The organism is Halorarum halophilum, from assembly GCF_013401515.1.
Classification (GTDB): Archaea; Halobacteriota; Halobacteria; order Halobacteriales; family Haloferacaceae; genus Halorarum; species Halorarum halophilum.
Genome location: NZ_CP058530.1, coordinates 240,341 through 263,745 on the forward strand (window position 1 = coordinate 240,341; position 23,405 = coordinate 263,745).

Sequence of the window (23,405 nt, forward strand, 5' to 3'; positions counted from 1 at the left end):
CCCGACCCGCCTCGGCCCGCGTCTCCGACGCCTCGTCCCCCCGCCGCCGGCGAATCCCGACCCTCCCTTCGACAGGAAAAGCACTCGCAAACCGGTGTGAGGGGGTCCCCGACAGACAGACACCCGTTCGATGTAGACAGGATCCGCGGACCGGTGTCCACCACTCGCCACGGTCCCCGACGCTGAACGGCCGCCTCGACTGTTATACGCCCCGAACTCCGATCCTGCCACCGAGGGATCGCCCTCTCTCACCGACAACATTCGTGCACACTCCCGGTCGAGGAGCACCGACCCTCGCCGGAACTGCGATCGAACTGACGCGACAGCCGTCCGGACACACCGGTTTTCGAGTGCTTTTCGCCCGTCCACTCGGCTCGCCGGACGGGGAACTCGGCCGGTCGGTGTCACGTTTCCCCGACACCCGAACGACGTTCCCACGGTGTCCTCCCGACTCTCCCTCGCCGCCCTCCCACGGTAGGATGTCTGTAACGAAGTCCGCTCGCCGTGACGGTGGGGCCACCGGACCCGCCGTCTCGACCACGTCGGCTCCGCCGCGTGTCGAGGCCGCGTTCCTGTCGCGCGACTCCCGGGTCCGGACACTGGTTGGGTTGGGATCCATCTCGGAGGCGACGTGGACCCCGGCGGGAAGCCGCCGGGAACGCCTCCGGTTCGTCCTCGCGGGGAACCGACCCGCGGGGGCCTGGTCGACCGATCCCTTCGGGACGGAGTGGGGCGACGATCCCCGACCGGCTCTACTCTGCCCATCGGAACGTCGAATCGGCTATCACCGTCCAGTCACCGAGCTCGTCACGCCGCTGACGGTCACAGTACTCCGTGCCGTTCGAATCCGAGTCGTTCACACTGCTATCGGGTGTGCCGTTCCGCGCCCCCGTGTGCCGTTCCGCGCTCCCGTCCCGGAACGACCCGCTAGCGGAGCTCCCGGTCGGATTGGACCGGGGCGGCCACGGTGTCGGAGAGGAGGCTGCGGAGGCCGCGGCGAAGCCGTTCGGAGACGGCTTGCTTCGAGACGTCGAGATCGTCGGCGAGGGTCTCGAGCGTGACGCGTCGGGGAACGTCGAAGTAGCCGCACTCCACGGCGGCCCGGAGCGTCTCCGCCTGTACGCTGGTGAGATCGTATGTCGGGGCGGCGTGACACTCCTCGGCGTCGCTGAGCGCCTGCACCGTCGGTTCCATCCCGTCCGCGTCGCATCGGCGGGCGAACGTCGAGACGGCTACCCTGTCGGGGAACAGGAGCCGGAAATCCCAGCCACCGGCGTCGACACGCGCGCCGATCAGGTAGCCGTCGAGCCGGAGAGCGTGGCGGTACGCGCGCACCGCGAGCCGATCGGCGCCGACGCGGACGCGGTAGAGGTGGTCGCTGCGCCCGCTCGCGAGGCTCGTCCAGGCGACGACGGTCTCGTCCTCGCCGAACGCCGCCTCCAGCGCCTCGCCGTCCGCCAGCGGGACGCGCACCAGGAGCCGATACGTCGCCCCGTCGAGTCGACCGATGTCGACGAGGTGGCCGCTCGCGTCGGTGACCGTCGCGAACGAGTCGCCGAGCAGCGGGATCGACAGGTGGATGCGGACGGTCGTCATCCGGCCACCGCGTCGTGACCGATCGCAGTCGGGGGGTTCGAGGGGGTGTGCGGCCACGGTTCGGCCGGGACTGAAGCGTGCGCTACTCTCTCGTCGGGCGGTCGTCTGGGTCTCATGGCTGGCCGGATGCTGGCGCCTCGCCGACGAGTAGCACGGACCCCGAAATAAAGGTTGGCCGGGTCAGAGCCCCGGCGGCCCCTGTCCGGACGACGAGGTCGGACCGTCGTTCGACTCCATCGGTATCTCCTCGCCGACCGACTGCGCCGCGATTCCGCTGTTCAGTTCCGTCTGGGTCATACAGCTGTCACAGCCCCGAACCTCCCCGTCGTTTCCCCCGAAGACGCGGACGAACGACGGCGTGACGAAGCTCCCGCAGTTGATGCATTCTGGCATACGTGTTGCTCCCACCGGCCCGCTGGGCCGACGGGTCCGAGGATGGGTGATACCAGCGTGACTGTTGGGCTTGACATATCACGGTGTTAAACCGGACCGCATCCGGGACGTGCGGTTTCGCGGTTCCGGACGTGGACCCCATACAGTCGAAGCTGGATATCCCGACCGACCGGGCTCCTAATTCGATTCGACGGTGTTCGACCCGATTCGCCGACGGGGGTCGCCCCGCTCCCACCCGTCGCCGGCGTACCGAACGGTGCCATCAACGACGAGCCGATCATAGAGGCCGACCTCGGATCGAGGACGCCGCCGACCGGCGAGGCGGCCGGGTGGAGAACCGTGCTTGTCGGGTTCGAGCTCGTCGAAAGTTTTGCCGCCCGGACGGCCCGACTAGTTGTCCCGTACTGCCTCACGTAACCGGCCGGGCCGGGGGGACGCATTACGGCATTACTGCTGTAAAGGCAGACTAACCGTTGATTCGGACGTAAGGAGCCGATTAACCGGCCGAAAGGGTACGGATACTGGTAGATTTGGTCGCCCCTGCACCGATCGGAGGCCGAGGCAGTCGGGGGCAGTCGCCGGGGTCGGACGGCTGTGAAAAAGGTAGTGTCCAGTCGCGTCCCAGGTGTCGAAATCGCCCGTCACCGGCCCCGACGAGTACAGACCGCAACTTCTATGCGCGGGGTTTGGCGATAGGAATGTACATGATGGACGAAGACGGAACCGAGTGGTCGGACGGGGGGACGACGCTCGATCGTTCGGTCCACGACCCGGCGGCGGGCGACTCGACCGGGACGGCGGTGGCGCTGGCGGTGGGGCGGGCAAAGGACGTACCGCCGACGGAACTCCCGCAGCTCGAATCGGCGCTCGACACCGACGCCCTCGACAGGCTGACGGCGTCGCTCGCGACCCGGTCCGACGAGCAGAGCAGGATCTCGTTCCGGTACGCGGGGGTGGCGGTGTCGATCTCGGGCACCGGCGAGATCGTCGTTCGGGACATCGAGTCGGCCTGAACTCCCCCGCCAGGGCTGAATTCCACGGCACGACGGTCGATCTGGCAGGTTCGATTCCTCGAGGTGGCTTCTCACAGACAGCGAGTGACGTTCGTTCCGACCGACGCCGGACGCGACTGCGAGTGCGACGTCCCCCGCGGCGGCCACGGTCCGTCCGCTCCTGGTCGTCGTCCCTGCGACCCGGTCGTTGCCGAACGACCGTCGCCCGTGCGGGCCTCCTCCGGCGAACTCGCGGGCGCTGTCGCCGGTGGGGCCGCCGAGCCACGGCGAGTTCCCCGGGTCGCGCGCGAACGCCGCGGGCGTCCGCTCCGACGAGCCGGACGGTCCAATAGGTGGAGGATCCGCTCCGCACGCGGCGTCTAACCCCGGTGAACGCGATTCGGGGGCCAACCACGGTCGAGTCGGACTGGAACGCGCTCACGGGGACTGACGGGTCGGAAGTTAGCGACATCGTGACACGCTGTTAAGAAAATCGAATCCGCACGCCCGCCCGCCATCGCGTGTGACGGATCGGGCGTTCGAGTTCGCGCCGCCGAGGGGACGGCGGTGACGAGAAACCGGACGAACGGGCCGTGTAGCCCCCGATTTACTCACTCGTCTCGTTCTTCACCCGGCTCCGGAACGAGCATCTCTGGCCCTCGCTTGTACTTCGGGGTACTCGCGAACTCCTCCATCCGTCGCTTCTCGTCGTCCGTGATTCGACCCGACATCTCTTCTGAGTCAGGGAGGCGCCTAAAAAGTAATTTCGAGCGTACCGGGCCATAGGAGCCTCGTAACTCCAGGATATAGGCCGGCTATCGCCCGATTCGGTCGTGGCCGATCCGACGGATACCCGGCTCAGTCCAGCCCGTCCGTGATCGGGCGGGTGTACACGTCGACGGTGCGGACGATGACGGCCAGGAGGCCGATCAGCACGGCGGCCGAGAGCAGTTTTCGTGACATCGCATCCGGTCCTGGGTCCGGCGGCCGCTTCGTTATCCGCGCGGTACCGCCGCCGGACCGGGGTCCCCCGTTCCACGCCGGCGGCCGAGCGGAACGGTAGGGAAACCATTCGGCCGAACACGGTCCGCATTACAATCCGCCCCACGTCCGTCGGGAAAGCCGTGATTACATCGGGTAAGGTGGACAAACCGAGGGCCGGTCGGTCGGCGGGTGCGACGCCCCCGTCAGCGGGTGGATGGGCGACGCCGGGGACGGACCGACGATCCGGGTCGGGATGAGCTCCGCCAAGACGGCCATCCTCGTCGCCGACGCGGCCGTGGGCTGGGCGCTCGGGAACACGCTGGCGATGGTGCTGGTCGTGACACATCCGGTACAGATGCCCACTCTCCTGATCGTCAGGAACGTCTTCGTGGCCGGGCTGATCGCCGGCGTCCTCATCACCCTGCTCATCACGGGTGCACGGGACGCCCACCGGCTCGGCCTGCTCGGCCGGTACGGGTAGCGTCGGCTGCCCTCGTTCCCTTCTCGCCTCCTTTCCCTACCCCTCCTCCCTCCTCATCGGTCCCCGGAACTCCCGTACTCGGGGGCTAACAACGTGTGAGGGCGCACCCGTGAACGTCATGAGCGGGACAGACCGGGACGCGGTCGAGCACGTCGAGCCGAGCGGCTTCCCCGACCTCGTCGCGGTCCTCTGGCGGCGCCAGGGGTGGACGGTCGAGCCGAACGCGCTGGACGACCGGTTGTACGCGATCGAGCGACGGGAGGCGGGCGCGATCGAACGTCGCGCGCTGTTCGCCGTGTACCGGTCGCCCGGCGGCGCCGTCGATGCCGCGGGCGTGCGCGACCGGGCGCGGGTCGAGCTCGGACCGGACGGGACGACGCTGGCGACGAACGCGGGGTTCACGCCCGAAGCGGTCGACACGGCGGCCGCCCACGGGATCGACCTCGTCGGCCCGGACGACCTCGCGCGCCTCGTCGACGCGCTCGACGCGCGGGCGGTGCTCGACGGGACGGCGACGGACGACGAACGGCGACGGGAAACCAGCCCGGACCAGGGGAACTGACCGCCGAACCGATCCTGTTTCTAGAACGTCGCTATCCGTTTCGGCGCTCCGGGAAGGAACCGCCTTACGAACCGCGAACGGCCGGAATCCGTCGGTGTGAGTGGCGAATACGCGAGAACCGAGTACGCCCGGAGAGGGCTCATCCGTCTCACGCCCCGTGTCGGAGTGGGGGCGCTCGTGGTCACGCAGGCGGCCGACGTGCTCACGACGGTAGTGGCGCTCCGGTTCGTGTCCGGCCTCAAGGAGGCGAACGTCGTCGCGGCCGCCGCCATCGGGGCGCTCGGACCGATCGTCGGGCTGACGCTCGTGTCGGTGGTCGCGGTCGGCACACTGGTCGTCGTGACGGAACGCGGGGTCGCGGTCGTGCGCGACCTCGGTGACGGAGACGGATTGCGTGACGGGGACGGATCGCGTGACGGGGACGGATCACACGACGAGGAGGAATCGCGGGTGCTGGTCGGCGTCGTTCGACTCGTCGGATACGGGCCGATGACCGCCCTGAACCTGATCGTCGCGTTCCACAACACGGCACTGATCGGGACGGTCTGCTGTCCCGGGTGACGCGACGCGCCTCGGCCCGGACCCACGCCGTCGAGGAGGGATTCAGTCGAGGAGGTCCTTCGTCTGGATGAGGTTCCAGGTCTCCCGGCCGTCCTCCGTGATACCGTACACGCGTCCCTTTCGGCGTTCCTCGGGGACGAGAAGTTCGACGAGGTCCCGCTCTCGCAGGCCGCGCAGCGCCCGGGAGACGTGCGTGACCGCGAGGTCCTCGTCGTCGGCGATCCCGGACGGGGTCGCCGGACCGTCGGCCAGTCGCCCGAGGACGGCGACGCGGTAGCGCGAGCTGATGACGTAGCCGACCACGTCCCAGTCGTCGCTCATCGGCTCGTCACTCCTGCCGGTCTCCCGGCGCCGTCGACCCGTTTCGGTGCTGTTCTCGTGCCCATCGTTCGGTAGTCGTCGGTCGTCGCGTCGGATCGGTCGGTTCCCCGGTGAGGGGGAGAGCTGTGCTCGGTCGTCATTGCAGTCGACGCTCCACGAGTGACGCCTCGGTTCCGGGCGCCATGTACCGGCTGTAGACGTACTGTGCCAGCGTCACGACGAGGAACGCCGCGACGACGACGATGCCTGCGACCGCGTCCGGTACGGCGGCGAACCCCGGCGCGTTCACGACGGTGAGGAGGTAGAACAGGCCGCCGACCACCGCGGTTGCGATGTACAGCGTCTGCCAGGGCAGCTCCGTGCGCTCCTCCTCCGGAAGGTACCGTTCGAGCTGGTCGACCGTCGCCGTGAGCCGGATCACGCCGTCGTCGGGATCGTAGTCGACGACGCCGGCGTTCCGGAGCTTCGGGATGTGTGTCTGGTACAGCGAGACGTACACCCGTTTCTCCTGCTGGTCGGTTAGCTCTTCGGCCGGGACCTGGTTCTCCCAGGCGGCAACCTCCCGTGCGAGCGCGGTGAGTTCGATGGGGCCGCCGTGCTCCCGAAGGTACGAGATGACGAACCGACGCCTGGGGTTACTCAGGAGGTCGTACACCTCGTTCTGCGACAGCCTACCGTGCTCTGACTCGGACATCAGTCGAGGCTCATGTGATCGGCGTCCGCCGGCCGCCGTTACCCATACAGCGGTCGGTTGTACACTTTGTTACTCCCCGATTACACGCCGCTCGCAGCGCGACGGCTCGCGGTCCGGTGCGGACTCCTCTCGCGCCACCCAGCCCCGCGCGGTTCATTCCACCGTAACGCTCTTGGCCAGGTTGCGGGGCTTGTCGATGGCGCGCCCGAGGAGGTCGGCGACGTGGTACGACACCAGCTGGAGCTGGACGTTCGCGAGCACGCCCGTCGCGTCGGGGTGGGTGTCCGGAACGGGGAGGAACTCGTCCGCGAGCTCGCGCACCTCCCGCGAGCCCTCGCCGCCGATGGCGATGACCGGCGCGCCCCGCGCGCGGACCTCCTCGACGTTCGCCAGGGCCTTCCCCTGGTGTCGACCGTCGAAGACGGCGACGACGGGGGTGTCCTCCGTGACGAGCGCGAGCGGCCCGTGCTTCAGCTGAGCCGAGCCGAATCCCTCTGCGTGCTCGTATGTAATCTCCTTGAACTTAAGTGCTCCCTCCAGGGCGACCGGGTGGCCCACGCCCCGACCGATGAAGAAGTACGCGTCGCAGCCGCGGTACTCGTCGGCGAGGCGGTCGACCGGCGACTCCTCGAGGACCCGCTGGACGTCCGTCGGGAGCCGGCGGAACGCGGCGGCGCGCTCCGCGTGGCCCTCGCTCGGGCTGCCCGTCACGTCCTCGACGATGCGCTCGCCGAGCAGCGACAGCGCGGCCACCTGCGAGGAGAACGTCTTCGTCGCGGCCACGCCGATCTCGGGGCCGGCGCGGATGAACAGCGCGTCGTCGCACTCCCGGGCGGCCGTGGAGCCGACGACGTTCGTCACCGCGAGCGTCCGCGCGCCGGCCTCGCGCGCGTGCCGGACCGACTGGAGCGTGTCCGCCGTCTCCCCGCTCTGCGTGACGGCGACGACGAGCGTGTTCTCGCCGATCGGCGCCGGCGTCGTGGCGTACTCGCCGGCGCGGAAGGCGTACGCCGGGACGCCCTGCTCGACGAGGTGCTCCCGGGCGTACAGCGCGGCGTGGTGGGAGGTGCCGCAGGCGACGAACTGGACGTCGCTCACGTCCGCGAACGCCCCGAGGGGGAACGACGACAGCGAGACGCTCCCGTCGTCCTGGATCCGGCCGCGGATGGTGCGGTCGAGCGCCTTCGGCTGTTCGTTGATCTCCTTGAGCATGTAGTGCTCGTAGCCGTCGCGCTCGGCGTCCTCGGGCTGCCAGTCCACGGTCGTGGGCTCGCGTGTGACGTGCGCCCCGTCGGAATCGGTCACAGCGTAGCCGTCCCGGTCGACCTCGACGACGTCGCCGTCCTCCAGGTGGACGACGCGGTCCGTGAACTCGAGGAACGACGGGACGTCGCTGGCGAGGAACTGCCGGTCCTCGCCGAGTCCGAGCACGAGCGGCGAGCCGCGACGGGTGGCGTACAGCGACGTCTCGCCGGCGGCGAGCAGGACGACCGCGAAGCTCCCCTCGAGCCGGTCGACTGCGCGTCTGAACGCCTCGTCGGTCGCGAGCCCGTCGGAGAGTCCCTCCTCGATCAGGTGGGGGATGACCTCCGTGTCGGTGTCGCTGGTGAAGCGGTGGCCGCGCTCGCGCAGTTCGTCGCGCAGCGCCTCGTGGTTCTCGATGATGCCGTTGTGGACGACCGACACGGCGCCCGTACAGTCGGTGTGGGGGTGGGCGTTCGCGTCCGTCGGCGCACCGTGCGTGCTCCAGCGCGTGTGTCCGATGCCGATGTTGGCGGCGAGAGTCGTCTCCGCGACCGCGTCCCGGAGGGCGTCGATCTCGCCCGCGCGTTTCAGCACGGTGATGTCGTCATCGCCGCGCGGCACCGCGATACCGCTGGAGTCGTAGCCGCGATATTCGAGGTTCGCGAGCCCCGTGAGCAGCTCGTCGACCACGTCACCGTCGGCGACGCAGGCGGTTATTCCACACATCGGATGGCTCCCGTTCGCGGCCGATCGTGCGCCTGTTCCAAGGGTTGTGGCGGGGTCGCCGCCGGTAAGGGTCCTCTCATTGATAGCTCCCGGATGGGCGCGCCATCCGCGTGACGGTGGTCAATTACGTGTTCTCTCCATTGTTATTCGCGTACTGTGGAGTCCAGCGGATAGGTTAGCCGAAGCCACGAGTTCGTGGTTCCGCGGGGAGCGCAGGGGACCGATTCGCCCCCCGTATCGGGGGATAGCGACCGGTAGCGAACTGATAACAAAGGGGATAGCTGGCTCCCCCATAGACGTCACATGTTAGTCACTCTCTGGGCGGGAGACGGCACGGGCGGCCGGTTCGTGTCGTCGTTCCCGCCGGATTCGATCCCCATCGGCCCGCCCGCGGGCTCGGTGCAGGTCGACGCGCGGGCCGACCCGCCGTTTCGATCCGGTGTCGCCGACCCGCACCGTCTCACGACCGACCGTACCCGCGCTAGGGTCGGCCCGAACGTCTATATCCACGGCGTGCGCGGTATCCAACGTGACACACTCGTCGGCTACCGGGACGAGGTGACGAGTAGCGTCTTGCTCGACTGCGCGCGAGTTCCCTCCGGTCCGTCCGCCGGGGACGCGCGCGCCGGTCGAGACGCTCCGTTCGACGGACGAACGACCGGGGCGGGTCGCGAAAGCGACGGTGCGCCGGCGCGAGCGGCCCGATATCGCCGCTCGACTCGACGCCGGCGTCGCCCGCGCGAGCGCGGGAACCAGCCCCGAAGAGTGGCCGCTGGGCGACGGGTGGAAGCGAGGACCTACCCGGGCGATCGGCGGGTCCGTCGACGCGCCTCCGTCGCGTCTTGCGATTCCCGTCGTCGACGTGAGTTCCGACGGGGAACTGTCGCACAGATATCGCGACGAAACCGGATAAACTCAACATTACTTATAAGTAAGGGGCAAGCACACATTGCTATCGCCCGAGACGGAATGGGTGGGAAACAGGAGTGCCGGGGTGGACCTGACTCATCACGCCCCACGAACGAACGCGAGAGAACGAAGCTGCCGGAACGGACCCGTGGAACGAACCATGTCATCGAAAGCTCGAACCCACAATCAGATGAACAGTAGCCAGTCGAGGGATCCGGACGAAGCGGTCGCTGCGGACGAGGATTCCTCCCTGGAGGGCCAGACGGACGAGGCGACCTCGGAGGAAGTGGTCGAGGAGGAGCTCCCGCTCGACATCATCTTCGAGGTGTTGAAGAACGAGCGGCGGCGGCTCGTCCTCGAGTATCTCCGGGACGCCGAGGGGTCGGTCACCATCGGCGAACTGGCCGAACACATCGCCGCCCTGGAGAACGACATCACGCCCGCTGAGCTGAACGCCCAGCAGCGCAAGCGGGTCTATATCGGGCTCTACCAGTGTCACCTCCCCAAGATGGACGACGCCGACGCCGTGGCGTTCAACCAGGACCGGGGGATCGTCGAACTCGGTCGGAGCGCGGAGACGCTCTTCGAGTATCTCGACTCCGACTCCGAGGTCGAGTCGAACGGACACCTGCGGCAGTACACGATGTTCTCGGTGTTCGGCGGACTCGCGTTCCTCTTCGCACACGTCGCCGGGACGCCGCTGCTCCCGGAGCTCATCGTCATCGCAGTACTGATCGGGGTCCCGGCAGTAGCCTACTACGCCGAACGGTAGGTCGCGCGTCCGGGGGGCGACTTCCGTGTTCTCGAAGTATTAGTTCCGGTAGCCTGACCGCGCTTCACCGACGAACGACGACCTGCTGGTCGCCGTAGACGGTGACGTCGCACCCGTCGAGTCGGAAGGAGACGTGGCCGTCGCCCGTCCGCGCCTCGCCGCCGTACCGAACGTCGAACAGCGACTCGAGCGCGTCGGGGTCGACGGCGGTGTTGAGCGGTTCGACGGCCGTCGGGTCCTTCCCGAGCGCCTCGCCGACCGCGGACACCACCGCCTCGCAGATTGACTCGTCCCGCCGAGCGACGCCGTCGCGATGGACGACGCTTCCCTCGTTCGATCCCGCCTCGGCGGAGCCGATCGTGTTCGTCGGAGTCATGGTTCCCCCGCGGAAAATTGCAGCGCTCCTCGCACGAATAATTCTGCTGACATCTCTATCTAGTCCGACTGCTGGTGAGGAGGTGTAGTACAAAACGTTTTCGAGACCGGGTGAGACTCTCACATGGTTACCGATCGGGGACCGCGTGGGGACGACTAGTACGGGAGCCCGCCGCTCGACGACGCGGCGACGAGCGCCGCGGGCTGGGGGGAGCTCGCACCGCGGTCGCCGCCGACGTCGGTTCCCGGCGCGAGCCCGCACCCCGGCGCCAGGACGGCGTCGCGGAGGTGGACGTCGCGCTCGACCGTCGCGCCGGGGAGGAGCACGGCGTTCCGAAGGTCGGCGCCCGTACCGACGGTCGCCCCCGCGCCGACGACTGTCGGGCCGCGGAGCGTCGCGTCCCGCGCCACGGTCGCGTTGGCGCCGACGAGCACCGGCCCCGACAGCTCCGCCCCGCCGGCGACCTCCGCACCCTTGGCGAGGGCGACCGTCCCGGAGGTGGTCACGTCGGGCGCGAGCGTCCCGCGGACGTCGACCGCGAGTTCGGCCAGCACGAGCTCGTTCGCCCGCAGCAGGTCCGACGGTCGCGCCACGTCGAGCCACCGGTCGGTCTCGACGACGGACACGTCGGTCTCGTCGACGACGCGGGCGAGCACGTCGGTGATCTCGTGCTCGCCGCGCTCGCTCTCGCCGACGTCGAGCCAGTCGCGCGCGGCCGCCGGGAACACGTATGCGCCGGCGTTCGCGAGGTCGGTCGGCGGGTCGGCCGGCTTCTCGACGATGTCGGTGACGCGCGACCCGTCCGTCGTGAGCACGCCGTACTCGCTCGGCTCCTCGACCCGCTGTGCCGCGACGGCCGGCCCGCGCTCGAACAGCGCCTCGATCACGTCGCGGTCGTAGAGGTTGTCGCCGTTCAGCACGGCGAACGGCCCGTCGAGGTACGGCCGCGCGGCGTCGACCGCGTCGGCGGTGCCCTCGGGGACGGGCTGGTTCGCGTAGTGGACGGGCACGCCCGCGTACCGATCGCCGAAGAACGAGCGGACGTGGGAGGCCTTGTACCCGACGACGAACACGAGTCCGTCGGCGCCGCCCGCCACGGCCGCGTCGGCGGCGTGGGCGGCGAGCGGTCGGTCGGCGACGGGGAGCATGGGCTTCGGGGTCACCGTCGAGAGGGGGCGCATCCGCGTCCCCATTCCCGCGGCGAGGATCACTGCCTGCATACCAGAGATTCCAGGGTCGATGGCGCCCTTGTAATGCGACGACTATCCCCGCAAGCGGCGGCCGCCGGGCCGACCGCTTCGACCCCGACGTCTGCCGACTGGGGACGACGCCCAGGGGTCGCCTACGCCTCGGGGGCGCCGGCGGGGCCGGCGTCGAGCGCGGCCACCGCCTCGCCGACGTGCTCGCGGGCGCGCTCGAACAGCTCCGCGGTGCGGTCGGCGTTCTCCGCCTCCGCGGTGATGCGGACGAGCGGCTGGGTGCCGCTCGCGCGCACGAGGAACCAGCCGTCGTCCAGGTCGACCCGGACGCCGTCGATGTCGGTGACGGCGTCGTACCGATCCCGGATCGCCTCGACGACCTCGGCGACGACCTCGTCGTTGCGCTCGACGGAGACGCTCTCGCGGCGCAGCGGCGTCGTCTCGATCGTCGAGAGCTGGTCGGCGAGCGGGCCGCGCGCGGCCACCATCGAGGCGAGCTTCACCGCCGCCAGCGGGCCGTCGGGACACCGGGCCTCGTCCGGCCAGATCCAGGCGCCCGACGGCTCGCCGCCGAACGCGACCGAGCGGTCCGCGGTGCGCTCGGCGACGTGGCCGTCGCCGACGGCCGTGAGCGTGAGCGAAGCGCCTATGTCCTGGAGCGCGCGCCGGACCGTCATGCTGGTGTTGAGGGGGGCGGCGACGCGCTCGCCGGGCTCGACCGCGTCCCGCCCGAACAGCGCGAGCAAGTGATCGCCCGGTACGAACTCGCCCGACGCCGTCACCGCCATCATCCGGTCCGCGTCCCCGTCGTGGGCGATGCCGAGGTCGGCGTCGGTGCTCCCGGTGAACAGGCAGAGCGACCGGCAGTGCTCCGCGGTCGGCTCGCTCGGGCGCGCCGGGAAGGAGCCGTCCGGTTCGGCGTTCAGCGTCTCCACGTCCGCGCCCAGCCGGTGGAGCGCGGTCGCGGTTAGCCGGCCGCTCCCGTTGCCGGGGTCGACGGCGACGGTGAGCCCGTCGAGCGGGGCGCCGGCCTCGACGAGCGCCTCGACGTGTCGCTCCGCGGCGTCGTCCGCCCGGGAGGCGTCGCCGACGCCGTCCCAGGGGGCGAGGTCGAACTCGCCCGACTCGATGCGCTCGGCCACCGCGTCCTGCCGGGGGCCGACGTACGCCGCACCGGACTCGTCCCACAGCTTCAGCCCGTTGTCGGCCGGGGGGTTGTGCGATGCCGTGACCACGACGCCGGCGTCCGCGTCGTACCAGTCGATCCCCCGCGCGACCGTCGGCGTGGGCACCTCCCCGAGCCTGACGACGTCGGTGCCACACTCCGTGAGCCCCGCGACGAGCGCCCTCGTGAGCATCCGTCCGCTCTCGCGCGGGTCGCGACCGACGACGACGCGGTTCGCGCCGCCGGAGGCGAGCGCTCGGCCGACCTCGAGCGCGGTCGTCGCGGTGACCTCGTCCCCGACCGCACCCCTGATACCGCTCGTTCCGAACATGGGCGTTGGTGGCCCAGTTCGGTGTTAGTTATGGGCCGTGTATCCCGACCCTTGCACGCCAGTCGCCGACGGCCCGTCCTCGGGTCGAGCCCCGTCCGTTCGGACCCGTGACCGTCCTCCGTCCCGACCGTGTCGGACAGTTTCGGCGCGGAACGCCGTCGCTAACTAAGCACGTCCGAGCGGATGACGCGAACGGTTGGGAACCGCCATCGGTCCGCACCGGATCACATCATGATCAGGCAACTCGAACGAGCGATAGTCTCGAACCAGCACGCCGGGCGACTGCTGTTCAACGGAGTGACGGGTGCGCTCGGGACGTTCGTCCAGGCGGCGCGCAAGCGCGGCCGATACGCGAACTACCGCGACCGGTACGACGTCGCTCCCTCGTTCAAGTTCAACGGTCCCGGCATCACGCTGTACGGCGACGGCGACATCGTGCTGGGGGCCGACTCCTACGTCGGTCGACACACCCGGATCCAGTCGAAAGGGGGGAACGAGGTTCGCATCGGCGCGAACACCGCCGTGAGCCACTTCGTCTTCTGTTACACGCAGAACCGCGTCGCCGACCAGGACATGAGCCGCGCGAAGAACCGGAACGACCACCTCGACGTGCGGGAGGGCGACGTGGCGATCGGCGACCACTGCTGGATCGGGGCGTTCACGTTCGTCACCGAGGGGACGGAGATCGGCGACGACACGGTCGTCGGGGCGAACGCGGTCGTGACCGACGACCTCCCGCCCCACGCCATCGCCACCGGGGCCCCCGCGAGGGTCCGCCAGTTCAAGTCGCACCTGGACGACGGGACGGCCGCCGACCTCGCGGCGTCGTACGCCGACGTGCTCACGGACGACCTCGCGGCCGAGTACGGTGTGGACTGACCGGTCGGTCGTCGGTTCGTCGGTTACCGGTCCGTCGCTCTCCCGTTCACTACGCCGCTCTCCCGTCCGCCAGTGTCACTCCCCGAGGTCGATCGACTCCCGCAGACGGTCGGTGAGGAGCCCGGCCGCCTGCGCGAGCGAGGCGACGGTGGGGAGGGGGTCGGACGCCGAGAAGAACACCTGCTCGTTCCGGACGAGCGCGACGAGGAACGGCCCGACGGCCAGGACGTTGCCGTCGCCGAGCTGCTCGTGGAGCCACTTCAGGTCGCCGTACATGAGCCGCTGCTGGACGACGTCGGTCCGGTACGTCTCCGGCATCGACGGCGAGTAGCCGTCGAGCTGGCAGTAGTGGAGCCAGGGCACGTCAACGCCCGAGGCCACCGCGAGGGGGGTCGACCCCCAGTACCGGCCGTTCACCTCGACGAGGTAGAACTCGCCGTCGGGCGTCCACATGAACTCGACCTGGGCGGGGCCGGTCCACTCCAGCGCGTCGAGCACCTCGGCGGCGTAGTCGGCCATGACGGGCTCGCAGATGCCCCGGATGAGCGTCGACGCCCCGCCCGACACGGGGGTCGTTCGCAGCCGAAGTTCCTGGAAGTGTGCGAGGAGGTCACCCTCCTCGGCGACGCCGACGGTCGTGACGGTCCGCCCGTCGACGTACTCCTGGATCAGCGGCGGCCGGTCGCGGAACTCCTCGTTCCGCTCGAGCAGCCGCCGGTACGTGGCGACGAGCTCCGCCGGCCCGCCCGCGTAGTCGTCGTCCCCGACGAGGTGCTCGACCAGCTCCCCCTCGTCGGTCCAGACGTGCTTGCTGCGCGACTTCACGACGACGGGGTAGGTGAGATCCTCGGCGATGCGTTCGACGTCGGCGAGCGAGTCCGGCGCGACGGTCTCGGGGGTCGGGACGTCGAGGTCCTCGGCGAGCGCGAACGTCCGGCGCTTGTCGTAGGCCCGCTCGAACCGCTCCCAGTCCTCGACGCCGACGGCGGTGCCGGTGTCGGCGAGGTCGGGCTTGTACCGCGAGACGACCGCGGAGGTCGCGTCGCTCGTCGGGACGACGGCGAAGTGGTCGGTCGCCTCGAGGTACGAGACGAGCCTGTCCCGAAACGCGCCCGGGTCGTCCGCCGGGCGCGGGTACCGCATCGACGCGTCCGAGTGACGCGACAGGGCCCCGAGCGACCGCCGGTGTTCGCTCCCGGCCGTGACCGACACCCCACGACGTGCCAGCGAGCGGATGACACTCAGCGACGCCTGCCCGTCGGCGTCGAGGACGAGCACGCGGGAGCCGTCGCAGTCCGCCGGTTCTGACATGCGTTGGGAACAGTGGGCGGACGGGTTTGAAGTAATAGCCAGCGTAGTCGCGGGGCTCGTACGCGGGGGGCGTACGGGTTAGTTAGACGCAACTGTAACCGAAAAAACACTTCGAGGACCGCCGCGGGCCGGCGTTCGGGACGGAAGCGTAGGCCAATCGTACCGGGGGTGGGCGACCGTCCGGGCGCCGTAAATCGTCGAGAGTTGGCCGGGATAGTTTCGGTGAATTTCGGACTGCAACGGAAGTACGCCCGGTTTACTTCCCGTCCGTCGCGTCGATCGTCCCCCGGTTTCCGTTGGCACCCGGTCCGCCAGTCGGTCTGCCCTGGACGGCCCGGCTGTCACCGGCACGCTCGCCGCGGGACCGGCCGACCTCGCGGTCGGACCCCGCCTCGCTGATCGACCGCACGTCGGGGTCCGCCCGGACCTCGCGGTCGTCGGTATCGGGATCCCCGAGATCGCCGCGGGCGGCGTCGGTCCGGCGGTCGACGTCGTTCAGCGACGCGTTCGCCTTCATGTCGAGCGTCATCGCCCAGAGGATCGAGACGATCCCCACGAGCCAGAGGACGATCGACGAGTCGTTCGAGTCGATCTTCGCGACGGGTCCGTCGTCGTTCCCCAGGACGCCGGCGAGGGTCGCAGCCGCCCCGGCGAGCGTCGCGAGCACGCCGACCGCGTAGCCGATCACGAGCGGGTGGAAGTCGAACAGGAGGTACTTCGTGCGCAGGCGCCAGAGGAAGTTCCGGAGCAGCATCCCCGACACCTTCGGGATGTACGTCACGTAGTTGATGTCGCTCTCCTCCTCGCCGTAGGTGACCGGCCGCGGCACGTCGACGACGCGCAACCCGGCGACGTTCAGCTTGACGAGCAGGTCGTTGCAGTAGCCGTAGAACTCGTACATCCCGTCGATGTCCGCGCGGTTCAGTGCCTCGAGCGAGATGGCGGTATAGCCGCTCTGGGGGTCGCCGGTCTCCCAGTAGCCGCTGGCGACCTTCGTCAGCCCGGAGAGGATGGCGTTGCCGACGAAGCGGAACGCGGGCATGTCCTCCCGGTCGGTCCGGTTCAGGAAGCGGTTCCCCTTGGTGTAGTCCGCGCGCCCCTCGACGATCGGGTCGAGCAGCCGGTCGAGCATCTCCGGCTCCATCTGGTCGTCCCCGCCCATGACGGTCGTCACGTCGATCTCCTCCTCGCGTGCGCGCTGGTAGCCCGTCTTGATGGCGCCCCCGACGCCGCGGTTCTCCTCGTGCTGGATGGGGACCACGCGCTTCGAGAACCGATTCGGCCCGTCGTCGGGGGGGTCGTACGCCTCGTTGAGCCGTTCGGCCGTCTCGGTGATCTCCGCCCAGGTGCCGTCGGTCGACGCGTCGTCGACGACGTACACCCGGTCCACGAACGACGGCACGCGTTCGAGCGTTCTGCCGACGAACCCCTCCTCGTTGTATGCCGGGATAGCGACCCCGACTGTGTGTCCTCGGTACATGGTCGTCGCCGGGAAACCCGGCGGTTCATGGCCGCCTTGACCGACCGGCGGTATTGTTATCCGGCTCCTGCCGCCGGAGGGCGGCCGGTCGACGGTTCGCGCCGAACGACTCGCAAGCCGGGATTACCCGCGGAAACGTCGATACGATCGGTTTCGGCCGAGAACGCGGCTGAATCGGCCGCTCGCGGGGGACAATGGCTCCATAACAAAGCCTTACCGTCGGGCACGGGGAACGTAATGTCCGGGAACGACTCCGCAGGCACACGGACGACAGCGGTCACGCTCGTGGTGCTCGTCGCCGCGAGTGCGATCACCGCCGTCCCTGGCCTCGTACTGTTCGTACAGCCCGCGGCCGCGAACGCGCCGTCCACTATCGCGGTCGAGCAGGGGGGGACCTGTTTCACCGTCGAGCCGGCCGGCGACGGGAGCATGACGGTCGAGGAGTTCTACGACTATCGGACCCCCGAAACCGACCCCTCCTCGAGAACGTACAGCTCCTTCGGCACCGACGACTACCAGGAGACGGGCGTCTCCTCGATGTTCTTCTACGAGGGCTCCGAGGGGACGAGCCTCGTCGTCGTCCACGACCGCACCGGTGACGGGGACGGGGGGAGCACCGTCTCCTGGTCGGTCTCCGGGCTCCCACAGGACGGGGAGATGGCCGTCCAGGACGACTACTACCAGAACGGGACCCAGGACGACGAGTTCGGGTACTCGAACGGGGATTCGACCGCGGACATCGACTGGATGTACTCGGACAACCGGACCGACGGCGTCGCCTTCCGCGGACTCGAGAGCGACGACTTCGACACGATCACGATCGACCCCGCGTACAACGAGGAGGCCGACGAGTGGGGCAGCTGGCCCTACTCCGGCACGGACGAGTACCGGGTCGACGCCTGGAAGGTGAAGGGGGAGGGCGGCGAGACGGCCGGCGAGCTCGAACTCGACCAGGAGGTGTCCATCTCCGCCGGTTCCTGCGCCCCGGCCGAGGGCCCCACGGCGAACATCGACGCGCCCGACACGACGGGCACCGGCGAGGAGATCACCTTCGACGGCTCGGGGTCGACGCCCGACGGTGAGATCGTGGAATACCGGTGGGACCTCGGCGACGGCACGAGCGCGACGGGCGTGACGGCGAACCACACCTACGATGAGTCGGGCACCTACAACGTCACGCTCACCGTCGAGGACGACGCCGGCAACACGGACACCGCCTCCACCGAGGTCGAGGTCGAAGCGGCCGCGAACGCGCCGCCGACCGCGTCGTTCACCGCCCCCGAGAACGCGACCGTGAACGAGTCCGTCGAGTTCGACGCGAGGGAGTCCACGGACGACGAGGGGATCGTCGAGTACCGGTGGGACTTCGACGACGACGGGACGGTGGACAGGAACACCGAGGCGACGGTGATCCAGCACCCGTTCGAGACCGCCGGCGAGGCGACCGTGACCCTCACCGTCGTGGACGCCGCGAACGAGACCGACTCGGTGACGAGGACCCTGACGATCGAGGAGGCGGGGACCAACGAGCCGCTCTCGGCCGACCTCTCCGTCCGGTCCGAGGCGGAGGTGAACCAGTCCGTGACGCTGGACGCCTCCGGATCGACGCCGGCGGACGACGTCGCCGAGTACCGCTGGGACGTCGACGGCGACGGGACGGTCGACGAGACCACGACCGAACCGACCTACGACCACGCGTACGCGACGGCCGGGGAGTACACGCCGACGGTCACCGTCGCCGACGGCGACGGCGGGACCGCGAACGCCACCGCGACGGTGACCGTGTCCGAGCGGGCCGAGCTCTCGGCGGCCATCGACGCCTCCGCGACCGACGTCGCGCCCAACGACACCGTGACCTTCGACGCCGGCGCCTCGACGCCCGTGGACGGGATCGTCGACTACCGGTGGGAGTTCGGCGACGGCACGAACGCGACGGGCGTGACGGCGAACCACTCCTACGACGAGCCGGGCACCTACAACGTCACGCTCACCGTGAACGCCACCGACGGCGCGACCGCGTCGACGACGACCGAGGTGACCGTCGCCGAGGACGACGGGAACGGCGGGAACAGCGGCGGCTCGCCGCCGCCGAGCGGCGGGAACGGCGACGACGGGAACGACGGCGCCCCGCCGAGTAACGGCGGAGGCGGTGGAGGTGGCGGTGGTGGCGGCGGCGGCCAGCCGGCACCCGACCCCGAACCCGCCTACGAGCTGAGCGCGGTGAACGCGACGACGACGGACCTCGTCGCTGGCGGGAACGCGACGTTCTCGACCACGGTCACCAACACCGGCGACGGCGCCGGCACGAAGGACGTGGAGTTCGAGGTGGACGGGACGACCGTGGCCACCGAGACCGTCCGCCTCTCGCCCGGCGAGAACGCGACTGTCTCCTTCACGCACCGGTTCGCGGAGCCCGGCAACTACACGGTCGAACTCGACACCGACAGGCGGACCGAGGTGCGGGTGCGTCCCCGGACGGCCGACCTCTCGGTCACGGACGTGTCCGCGAGCGACGAGGCGGTGACGACGAACGAGCCGGTTCGCGTCAACGCCACCGTGCACAACGCCGGCCAGGCCGAGGGCTCGATGGAGCTCCAGCTGCGGATGTTCGGCGAGGTCGTCGACGCCAGGACGGTGTCCGTGCCGCCGGGCGAGCGGCGGACCGTCTCGTTCGCGCGCCAGGTGACCGCCCCCGGGACCTACACCGCGAGCGTCGCCGGACACGACGTCACGGTCGAGGTCCGCGAGGCGAGCGGCGACGACCCGACGGCGTCCGCCGGGTCGACGAAGACGGCGACGCCCGGGTTCACCGCCGTCGTCGCCGTCCTCGCGCTGCTCGTGTGCGCCGCGGCGGCGGTCGCCCGTCGCGAGCGCTGACACCGCCCCCGATTCGGCGGTAGTTTTCCGCGGTAGGCGATCTGCAACTTCGTGCGCCGTTTGGAAAGCCGAGCCAAATCGGAGCCGTCGGGCCCCTGCTCTCAGGATAACAAAGGGGGTCTCTGCCTCACTCACTGCCATGCGACTCCGACATGTGAAGTCCTCGACCGTCATCGTCGAGGACGGCGACACGTCAGTGCTGTGTGACCCCTGGATGCTCGACGGCGCGTTCTACGGCTCCTGGGCCCACTACCCGGAGCCGGCGCTCGAACCCGAGGACGTCGACGTGGACTACATCTACGTCTCGCACATCCACCCGGACCACTTCCACCGCGAGACGATGCAGCGACTCGACACGGACACGCCGGTGCTCATCCACGACTACGCGAGCGACTTCCTCCGCCAGAACGTCGAGCGGCTGGGGTTCGAGGCGATCGAGCTCCCCCACGACGAGCGGACGCACCTCGGCGGGGACCTCCACATCAACATCCTCGGGGCCGACGACTGCGACCCGGAGGTCTGCGGCAACTACTTCGGCTGCGGCTGGTGGATGGACTCCTCGTCGGACCGCACCACCGACGGCTCCACCCAGATCGACTCGATGGGCATCTTCGACAACGGGGAGTCGGTGCTCGTCAACGCCAACGACTGCCGGTGGCCCCTCTCCGAGCGCGCCTGCCACGTCGTGAACGACCGGTACGGCGACATCGACATGCTGCTCATGCAGTACTCGGCGGCCAACTTCTACCCGCAGTGCATGGACGATTACACCGCGGCGGAGAAGCGCGAGGCCCGCGAGGAGGTCATCCAGGAGATGTACCGGGACGCCGAGGGGTTCATCAACACCCTCGAACCCCGGTACGTCATGCCGTTCGCGGGCGACTACACGCTCTCGGGGGCGCTGACGGACCGGAACGAGTACGTCGCCTCGCCCAGCCGCAAGGAGGCGTTCGAGCACTTCGCCACGAGCGACACCGTCGAACCCGACCACTCCGAGCCCGTGCTCGTCAACAGCGGCGAGTGGTTCGACGTCGAGACCGGCGAACAGTCGGCGCCGTACACCCCGGTCGACCCGACCCGGAAGCTCCAGTACATCCAGAACGAGCTCTCGGAGGTCACCTTCCCGCACGAGGAGGACGAGATGCCGACCGTCGAGGACTTCGAGGAGCTGCTCGACGAGGCCTACGAGCACTTCGACGAGAAGCGCCGCGGCATCGAGTGGGAGAGCGAGACGACCGTCCTGCTCGAACTGGTCGACGACACGGTCGCGGCCCTCTCGATGGAGGGCGACGGCTGGGAGCTCATCTCGGAGTTCGAGTCGCGGCGCATCGAGGAGGGGTACGTCCGCATGAACATGGACCCGCGCCTGCTCCACCGAATCCTCCGCGGGCCGAAGTACGCCCACTTCAACAACGCGCAGATCGGCTCGCACATCGGCTTCGAGAAGGAGCCGGACATCTACGAGCGCCCGCTGTACTACTCGATGAGCTTCCTCCACGCGTGAGACCCGCACGGCCGGTATCAGCTCTATAACAATGGGCGCGTCACCACTCCGGGAAACCGATTCGATGGTTTGCTCGACGGCACTCGGGGGTCCGTGCCAGTCGCGGCGGCGGGCCCGTCTGGTCGGGGAACAGCACGCAGTGACAGCTCGGCGCGGGTCCGACCGCCAGGCGCCCGTCCGGGCGCGTCGTGGGTATCCCCGACCGGGGGAACGATGACGACGCTGGAAGGGCGCGCGCGGGCCGAGGGACGGACGATACCGCTCGACGTGCCGCTCGTCGTCCTCTACACCGTGGCGATCGTGACGCTCGTGCTCTCGAGGCCGGGCGGCATCGTCGGCGAGCTCCGCGCCCTGCTCGTGCTCCCGCTGCTCCTGTTCCTCCCGGGGTACTCGCTCCTGGCCGTGCTGTACCCGGGTCGCTGGCGAGCCACCGGAACCACGAGCGAACGCGCCACGGCCCTGAACCGCGAGGGGATCTCCTGGGGCGAACGCGCGGCGATCTCGTTCGCCGCGAGCCTCGCGCTCATCCCGCTGCTGGCCGTCCTGCTCTCGATCGCCCGCGTTCCGCTCGACCCCGTGCCCATCACCCTCTGTCTCGCGGCCGTCACGGTGCTCGGAAGCGTCGTCGGCGTGCTCAGGCGGCTCCAGTTACCCCCCGGAGAGCGGCTCCAGCTCCCGGTCCGGCGGACGGGGGAGTCACTCTACGATGCGATCGTCGCGGCCCCGACCCGCCGCGGCGCCCTGCTGAACGCGGTCCTCCTCGTCGCGGTGGTCGCGGCGCTGACCGGGCTGGCGTACGGGCTCGTCGCGCCGCCGGAGGGCGGAGGGCACACCGAGGCGGCGCTCCTGACCGAGGACGGGGAGGACCTCGTCGCGGCCAACTACACCACCGAGTTCGCCCAGGGCGAGTCGGCCCCGCTGGTCCTCACCGTCGAGAACGAGGAGGACGTCGAGCGAACGTACACCGCCGTGGTCGCGCTCGAGCGGGTTCGCGGCTCCGGCGACAACTTCTCCGTCGTCGAGCGGCAGGAGCTCAACCGGTTCTCGATGACGGCGCCGCCCGGGACGACCGCCCGCCACCCGCACACCGTCACGCCGTCGATGCGGGGCGAAGACCTCCGGCTCAGCTACTACGTCTACACCGGCGACGCGCCGGCCGACTCGTCCGACGCCGTCCCCGAACAGCACCTCTACCTCTGGATCGACGTCGGCCAGGGGAACGCCACCGAATCGGCTGCCCTCCAGTCGCCGCGGGCTCCCGGGGACGCCTGACGATGTGGCCGTGGGAACATCTCGCCGTGGGGTACCTGCTGTACTCCCTGCTGGCGCACCTCGCCGGACGGACGCCGCGGACCCTTCCCGTGCTGGCGCTCGTGCTCGCGACGCAGATGCCCGACCTCATCGACAAGCCCCTCGCATGGGGGTTCGGCGTCCTCCCCTCGGGCCGGTCGATGGCCCACTCGTTCCTGTTCGCGGCGCCCGCCATCCTCGGCGTGAGTGCCGCCGGGCTGCTCGCCAGGGCGCCGCGGGTCGGGCCGGCGTTCGCGCTCGGCTACCTCTCGCACCTCGGTGGCGACGTGCTCTACCCGTTCGTCGTCAAGGGCGAACTCAGGTTCGGCTTCCTCCTCTGGCCGCTGATCCCGGCCGCGGACGAGGGGCCGCCGGAGGGGCTCCCGCACCTCCAGGAGCTGGTGATGGACTTCGTCGTGTTCCTGCTCACGCCACGCGGGACGGCGTACCTCCTGTTCGACGGGTCGCTGGTCCTCCTCGCGTTCCTCGTGTGGGTCTGGGACGGGATGCCCGGCGTCCGACCGCTCTTCGACGCCGTCCGTCCGGGGGCCACGCCCGAGCGCGAGTGAGCAGCACTCGGCCCGTGTCGGGCGTTAAGCACGTCCCAACCCCGCGGAGGTTGTCTATAACAATGCCCGAACGCCCGGCAGGGAAGGCCGATGACACTGCGAACCGCAGTCGTCGGCGGCGGCACCGTCTCGGGGATCCATCTCTCCGGGCTCTCGCGTAACCCGCGAACGGAACTCGTCGCCATCTG

Annotated in this window: 20 protein-coding genes; 10 read left to right on the top strand and 10 right to left on the bottom strand. The window is 69.6% G+C overall.

All coding sequences use genetic code 11. The annotated features are described in order from the left end of the window. Positions 1–927 precede the first annotated feature (927 nt). On the bottom strand, positions 928–1,596 hold the full coding sequence (locus tag HUG10_RS19440) for a helix-turn-helix domain-containing protein (RefSeq protein WP_179171352.1): 669 nt from the start codon (positions 1,594–1,596) through the stop codon (positions 928–930). Between the two features lie 180 nt (positions 1,597–1,776). Further along, positions 1,777–1,989, bottom strand: coding sequence for a DUF7563 family protein (locus tag HUG10_RS19445; protein ID WP_179171145.1), 213 nt, complete (start codon positions 1,987–1,989; stop codon positions 1,777–1,779). 704 nt (positions 1,990–2,693) lie between these two features. Between HUG10_RS19445 and HUG10_RS19450 the strand changes: the two genes are divergently transcribed. The 4 genes from HUG10_RS19450 (at position 2,694) to HUG10_RS19465 (ending at position 5,569) form a co-directional block, all read left to right on the top strand. After that, positions 2,694–3,002 (top strand): HalOD1 output domain-containing protein, encoded by a 309-nt coding sequence (locus HUG10_RS19450; RefSeq protein WP_179171353.1) that lies wholly within the window; start codon positions 2,694–2,696, stop codon positions 3,000–3,002. Between the two features lie 1,216 nt (positions 3,003–4,218). After that, entirely contained in the window at positions 4,219–4,446 is a 228-nt protein-coding gene (locus HUG10_RS19455) for a hypothetical protein (protein ID WP_179171354.1), read from the top strand. Between the two features lie 118 nt (positions 4,447–4,564). Next, entirely contained in the window at positions 4,565–5,008 is a 444-nt protein-coding gene (locus tag HUG10_RS19460; protein WP_179171355.1) for a restriction endonuclease, read from the top strand. A gap of 96 nt (positions 5,009–5,104) precedes the next feature. Continuing rightward, positions 5,105–5,569, top strand: a complete 465-nt coding sequence (locus HUG10_RS19465; protein WP_179171356.1) for a hypothetical protein — start codon at positions 5,105–5,107, stop codon at positions 5,567–5,569. 42 nt (positions 5,570–5,611) lie between these two features. On the opposite strand, the gene HUG10_RS19470 is transcribed toward HUG10_RS19465, so the two are convergent. The 3 genes from HUG10_RS19470 to glmS all read right to left on the bottom strand — a co-directional run bounded on the left by HUG10_RS19470 (position 5,612) and on the right by glmS (position 8,555). Further along, the gene (locus HUG10_RS19470) at positions 5,612–5,890 is read right to left on the bottom strand and encodes a winged helix-turn-helix domain-containing protein (RefSeq protein ID WP_179171357.1); all 279 of its coding nucleotides are present in this window, start codon (positions 5,888–5,890) and stop codon (positions 5,612–5,614) included. A gap of 136 nt (positions 5,891–6,026) precedes the next feature. After that, positions 6,027–6,584: a DUF7344 domain-containing protein gene (locus HUG10_RS19475; protein WP_179171358.1), complete on the bottom strand. Its 558-nt coding sequence runs from the start codon at positions 6,582–6,584 to the stop codon at positions 6,027–6,029. 153 nt (positions 6,585–6,737) lie between these two features. Further along, complete coding sequence (gene glmS / locus HUG10_RS19480) at positions 6,738–8,555, bottom strand: glutamine--fructose-6-phosphate transaminase (isomerizing) (RefSeq protein ID WP_179171359.1); 1,818 nt, start codon at positions 8,553–8,555, stop codon at positions 6,738–6,740. A gap of 1,099 nt (positions 8,556–9,654) precedes the next feature. Between glmS and HUG10_RS19485 the strand changes: the two genes are divergently transcribed. Continuing rightward, positions 9,655–10,236 (top strand): DUF7344 domain-containing protein, encoded by a 582-nt coding sequence (locus HUG10_RS19485; protein ID WP_179171360.1) that lies wholly within the window; start codon positions 9,655–9,657, stop codon positions 10,234–10,236. A gap of 64 nt (positions 10,237–10,300) precedes the next feature. Here HUG10_RS19485 and HUG10_RS19490 read toward each other — a convergent pair whose 3' ends face one another. From HUG10_RS19490 to glmM, 3 genes are all read right to left on the bottom strand, one after another. After that, positions 10,301–10,612, bottom strand: a complete 312-nt coding sequence (locus HUG10_RS19490; RefSeq protein ID WP_179171361.1) for a HalOD1 output domain-containing protein — start codon at positions 10,610–10,612, stop codon at positions 10,301–10,303. A 155-nt stretch (positions 10,613–10,767) separates the two neighbouring features. Then, complete coding sequence (gene glmU / locus HUG10_RS19495) at positions 10,768–11,832, bottom strand: bifunctional sugar-1-phosphate nucleotidylyltransferase/acetyltransferase (protein WP_179171362.1); 1,065 nt, start codon at positions 11,830–11,832, stop codon at positions 10,768–10,770. 122 nt (positions 11,833–11,954) lie between these two features. After that, positions 11,955–13,307, bottom strand: coding sequence for a phosphoglucosamine mutase (gene glmM, locus HUG10_RS19500; RefSeq protein ID WP_179171363.1), 1,353 nt, complete (start codon positions 13,305–13,307; stop codon positions 11,955–11,957). A gap of 231 nt (positions 13,308–13,538) precedes the next feature. Here glmM and HUG10_RS19505 point away from each other — a divergent pair, with 231 nt between their 5' ends. Continuing rightward, entirely contained in the window at positions 13,539–14,186 is a 648-nt protein-coding gene (locus HUG10_RS19505) for an acyltransferase (RefSeq protein WP_179171364.1), read from the top strand. A gap of 75 nt (positions 14,187–14,261) precedes the next feature. On the opposite strand, the gene HUG10_RS19510 is transcribed toward HUG10_RS19505, so the two are convergent. Next, positions 14,262–15,497 carry a carboxylate--amine ligase gene (locus HUG10_RS19510; RefSeq protein WP_179171365.1) on the bottom strand — a complete coding sequence of 412 codons (1,236 nt, stop codon included), beginning with the start codon at positions 15,495–15,497 and terminating at the stop codon, positions 14,262–14,264. Between the two features lie 256 nt (positions 15,498–15,753). After that, positions 15,754–16,977 carry a glycosyltransferase family 2 protein gene (locus HUG10_RS19515; protein WP_179171366.1) on the bottom strand — a complete coding sequence of 408 codons (1,224 nt, stop codon included), beginning with the start codon at positions 16,975–16,977 and terminating at the stop codon, positions 15,754–15,756. A gap of 237 nt (positions 16,978–17,214) precedes the next feature. Here HUG10_RS19515 and HUG10_RS19520 point away from each other — a divergent pair, with 237 nt between their 5' ends. The 4 genes from HUG10_RS19520 to HUG10_RS19535 all read left to right on the top strand — a co-directional run bounded on the left by HUG10_RS19520 (position 17,215) and on the right by HUG10_RS19535 (position 23,217). Beyond that, the gene (locus tag HUG10_RS19520; protein WP_179171367.1) at positions 17,215–19,854 is read left to right on the top strand and encodes a PKD domain-containing protein; all 2,640 of its coding nucleotides are present in this window, start codon (positions 17,215–17,217) and stop codon (positions 19,852–19,854) included. 139 nt (positions 19,855–19,993) lie between these two features. Then, positions 19,994–21,358, top strand: coding sequence for an MBL fold metallo-hydrolase (locus HUG10_RS19525; RefSeq protein WP_179171368.1), 1,365 nt, complete (start codon positions 19,994–19,996; stop codon positions 21,356–21,358). Between the two features lie 213 nt (positions 21,359–21,571). Further along, the gene (locus HUG10_RS19530) at positions 21,572–22,630 is read left to right on the top strand and encodes a DUF1616 domain-containing protein (RefSeq protein WP_179171369.1); all 1,059 of its coding nucleotides are present in this window, start codon (positions 21,572–21,574) and stop codon (positions 22,628–22,630) included. 2 nt (positions 22,631–22,632) lie between these two features. Beyond that, positions 22,633–23,217, top strand: a complete 585-nt coding sequence (locus tag HUG10_RS19535; protein WP_179171370.1) for a metal-dependent hydrolase — start codon at positions 22,633–22,635, stop codon at positions 23,215–23,217. The last annotated feature ends 188 nt before the right edge of the window (positions 23,218–23,405 follow it).

Bases quoted from the DNA above. Each gene is read 5' to 3' on its own strand.
- HUG10_RS19440 (WP_179171352.1), bottom strand. From the start codon at position 1,596: ATGACGACCGTCCGCATCCACCTGTCGATCCCGCTGCTCGGCGACTCG.
- HUG10_RS19445 (WP_179171145.1), bottom strand. From the start codon at position 1,989: ATGCCAGAATGCATCAACTGCGGGAGCTTCGTCACGCCGTCGTTCGTC.
- HUG10_RS19450 (WP_179171353.1), top strand. From the start codon at position 2,694: ATGATGGACGAAGACGGAACCGAGTGGTCGGACGGGGGGACGACGCTC.
- HUG10_RS19455 (WP_179171354.1), top strand. From the start codon at position 4,219: ATGAGCTCCGCCAAGACGGCCATCCTCGTCGCCGACGCGGCCGTGGGC.
- HUG10_RS19460 (WP_179171355.1), top strand. From the start codon at position 4,565: ATGAGCGGGACAGACCGGGACGCGGTCGAGCACGTCGAGCCGAGCGGC.
- HUG10_RS19470 (WP_179171357.1), bottom strand. From the start codon at position 5,890: ATGAGCGACGACTGGGACGTGGTCGGCTACGTCATCAGCTCGCGCTAC.
- HUG10_RS19475 (WP_179171358.1), bottom strand. From the start codon at position 6,584: ATGTCCGAGTCAGAGCACGGTAGGCTGTCGCAGAACGAGGTGTACGAC.
- glmS (WP_179171359.1), bottom strand. From the start codon at position 8,555: ATGTGTGGAATAACCGCCTGCGTCGCCGACGGTGACGTGGTCGACGAG.
- HUG10_RS19485 (WP_179171360.1), top strand. From the start codon at position 9,655: ATGAACAGTAGCCAGTCGAGGGATCCGGACGAAGCGGTCGCTGCGGAC.
- HUG10_RS19490 (WP_179171361.1), bottom strand. From the start codon at position 10,612: ATGACTCCGACGAACACGATCGGCTCCGCCGAGGCGGGATCGAACGAG.
- glmU (WP_179171362.1), bottom strand. From the start codon at position 11,832: ATGCAGGCAGTGATCCTCGCCGCGGGAATGGGGACGCGGATGCGCCCC.
- glmM (WP_179171363.1), bottom strand. From the start codon at position 13,307: ATGTTCGGAACGAGCGGTATCAGGGGTGCGGTCGGGGACGAGGTCACC.
- HUG10_RS19505 (WP_179171364.1), top strand. From the start codon at position 13,539: ATGATCAGGCAACTCGAACGAGCGATAGTCTCGAACCAGCACGCCGGG.
- HUG10_RS19510 (WP_179171365.1), bottom strand. From the start codon at position 15,497: ATGTCAGAACCGGCGGACTGCGACGGCTCCCGCGTGCTCGTCCTCGAC.
- HUG10_RS19515 (WP_179171366.1), bottom strand. From the start codon at position 16,977: ATGTACCGAGGACACACAGTCGGGGTCGCTATCCCGGCATACAACGAG.
- HUG10_RS19520 (WP_179171367.1), top strand. From the start codon at position 17,215: ATGTCCGGGAACGACTCCGCAGGCACACGGACGACAGCGGTCACGCTC.
- HUG10_RS19525 (WP_179171368.1), top strand. From the start codon at position 19,994: ATGCGACTCCGACATGTGAAGTCCTCGACCGTCATCGTCGAGGACGGC.
- HUG10_RS19530 (WP_179171369.1), top strand. From the start codon at position 21,572: ATGACGACGCTGGAAGGGCGCGCGCGGGCCGAGGGACGGACGATACCG.
- HUG10_RS19535 (WP_179171370.1), top strand. From the start codon at position 22,633: ATGTGGCCGTGGGAACATCTCGCCGTGGGGTACCTGCTGTACTCCCTG.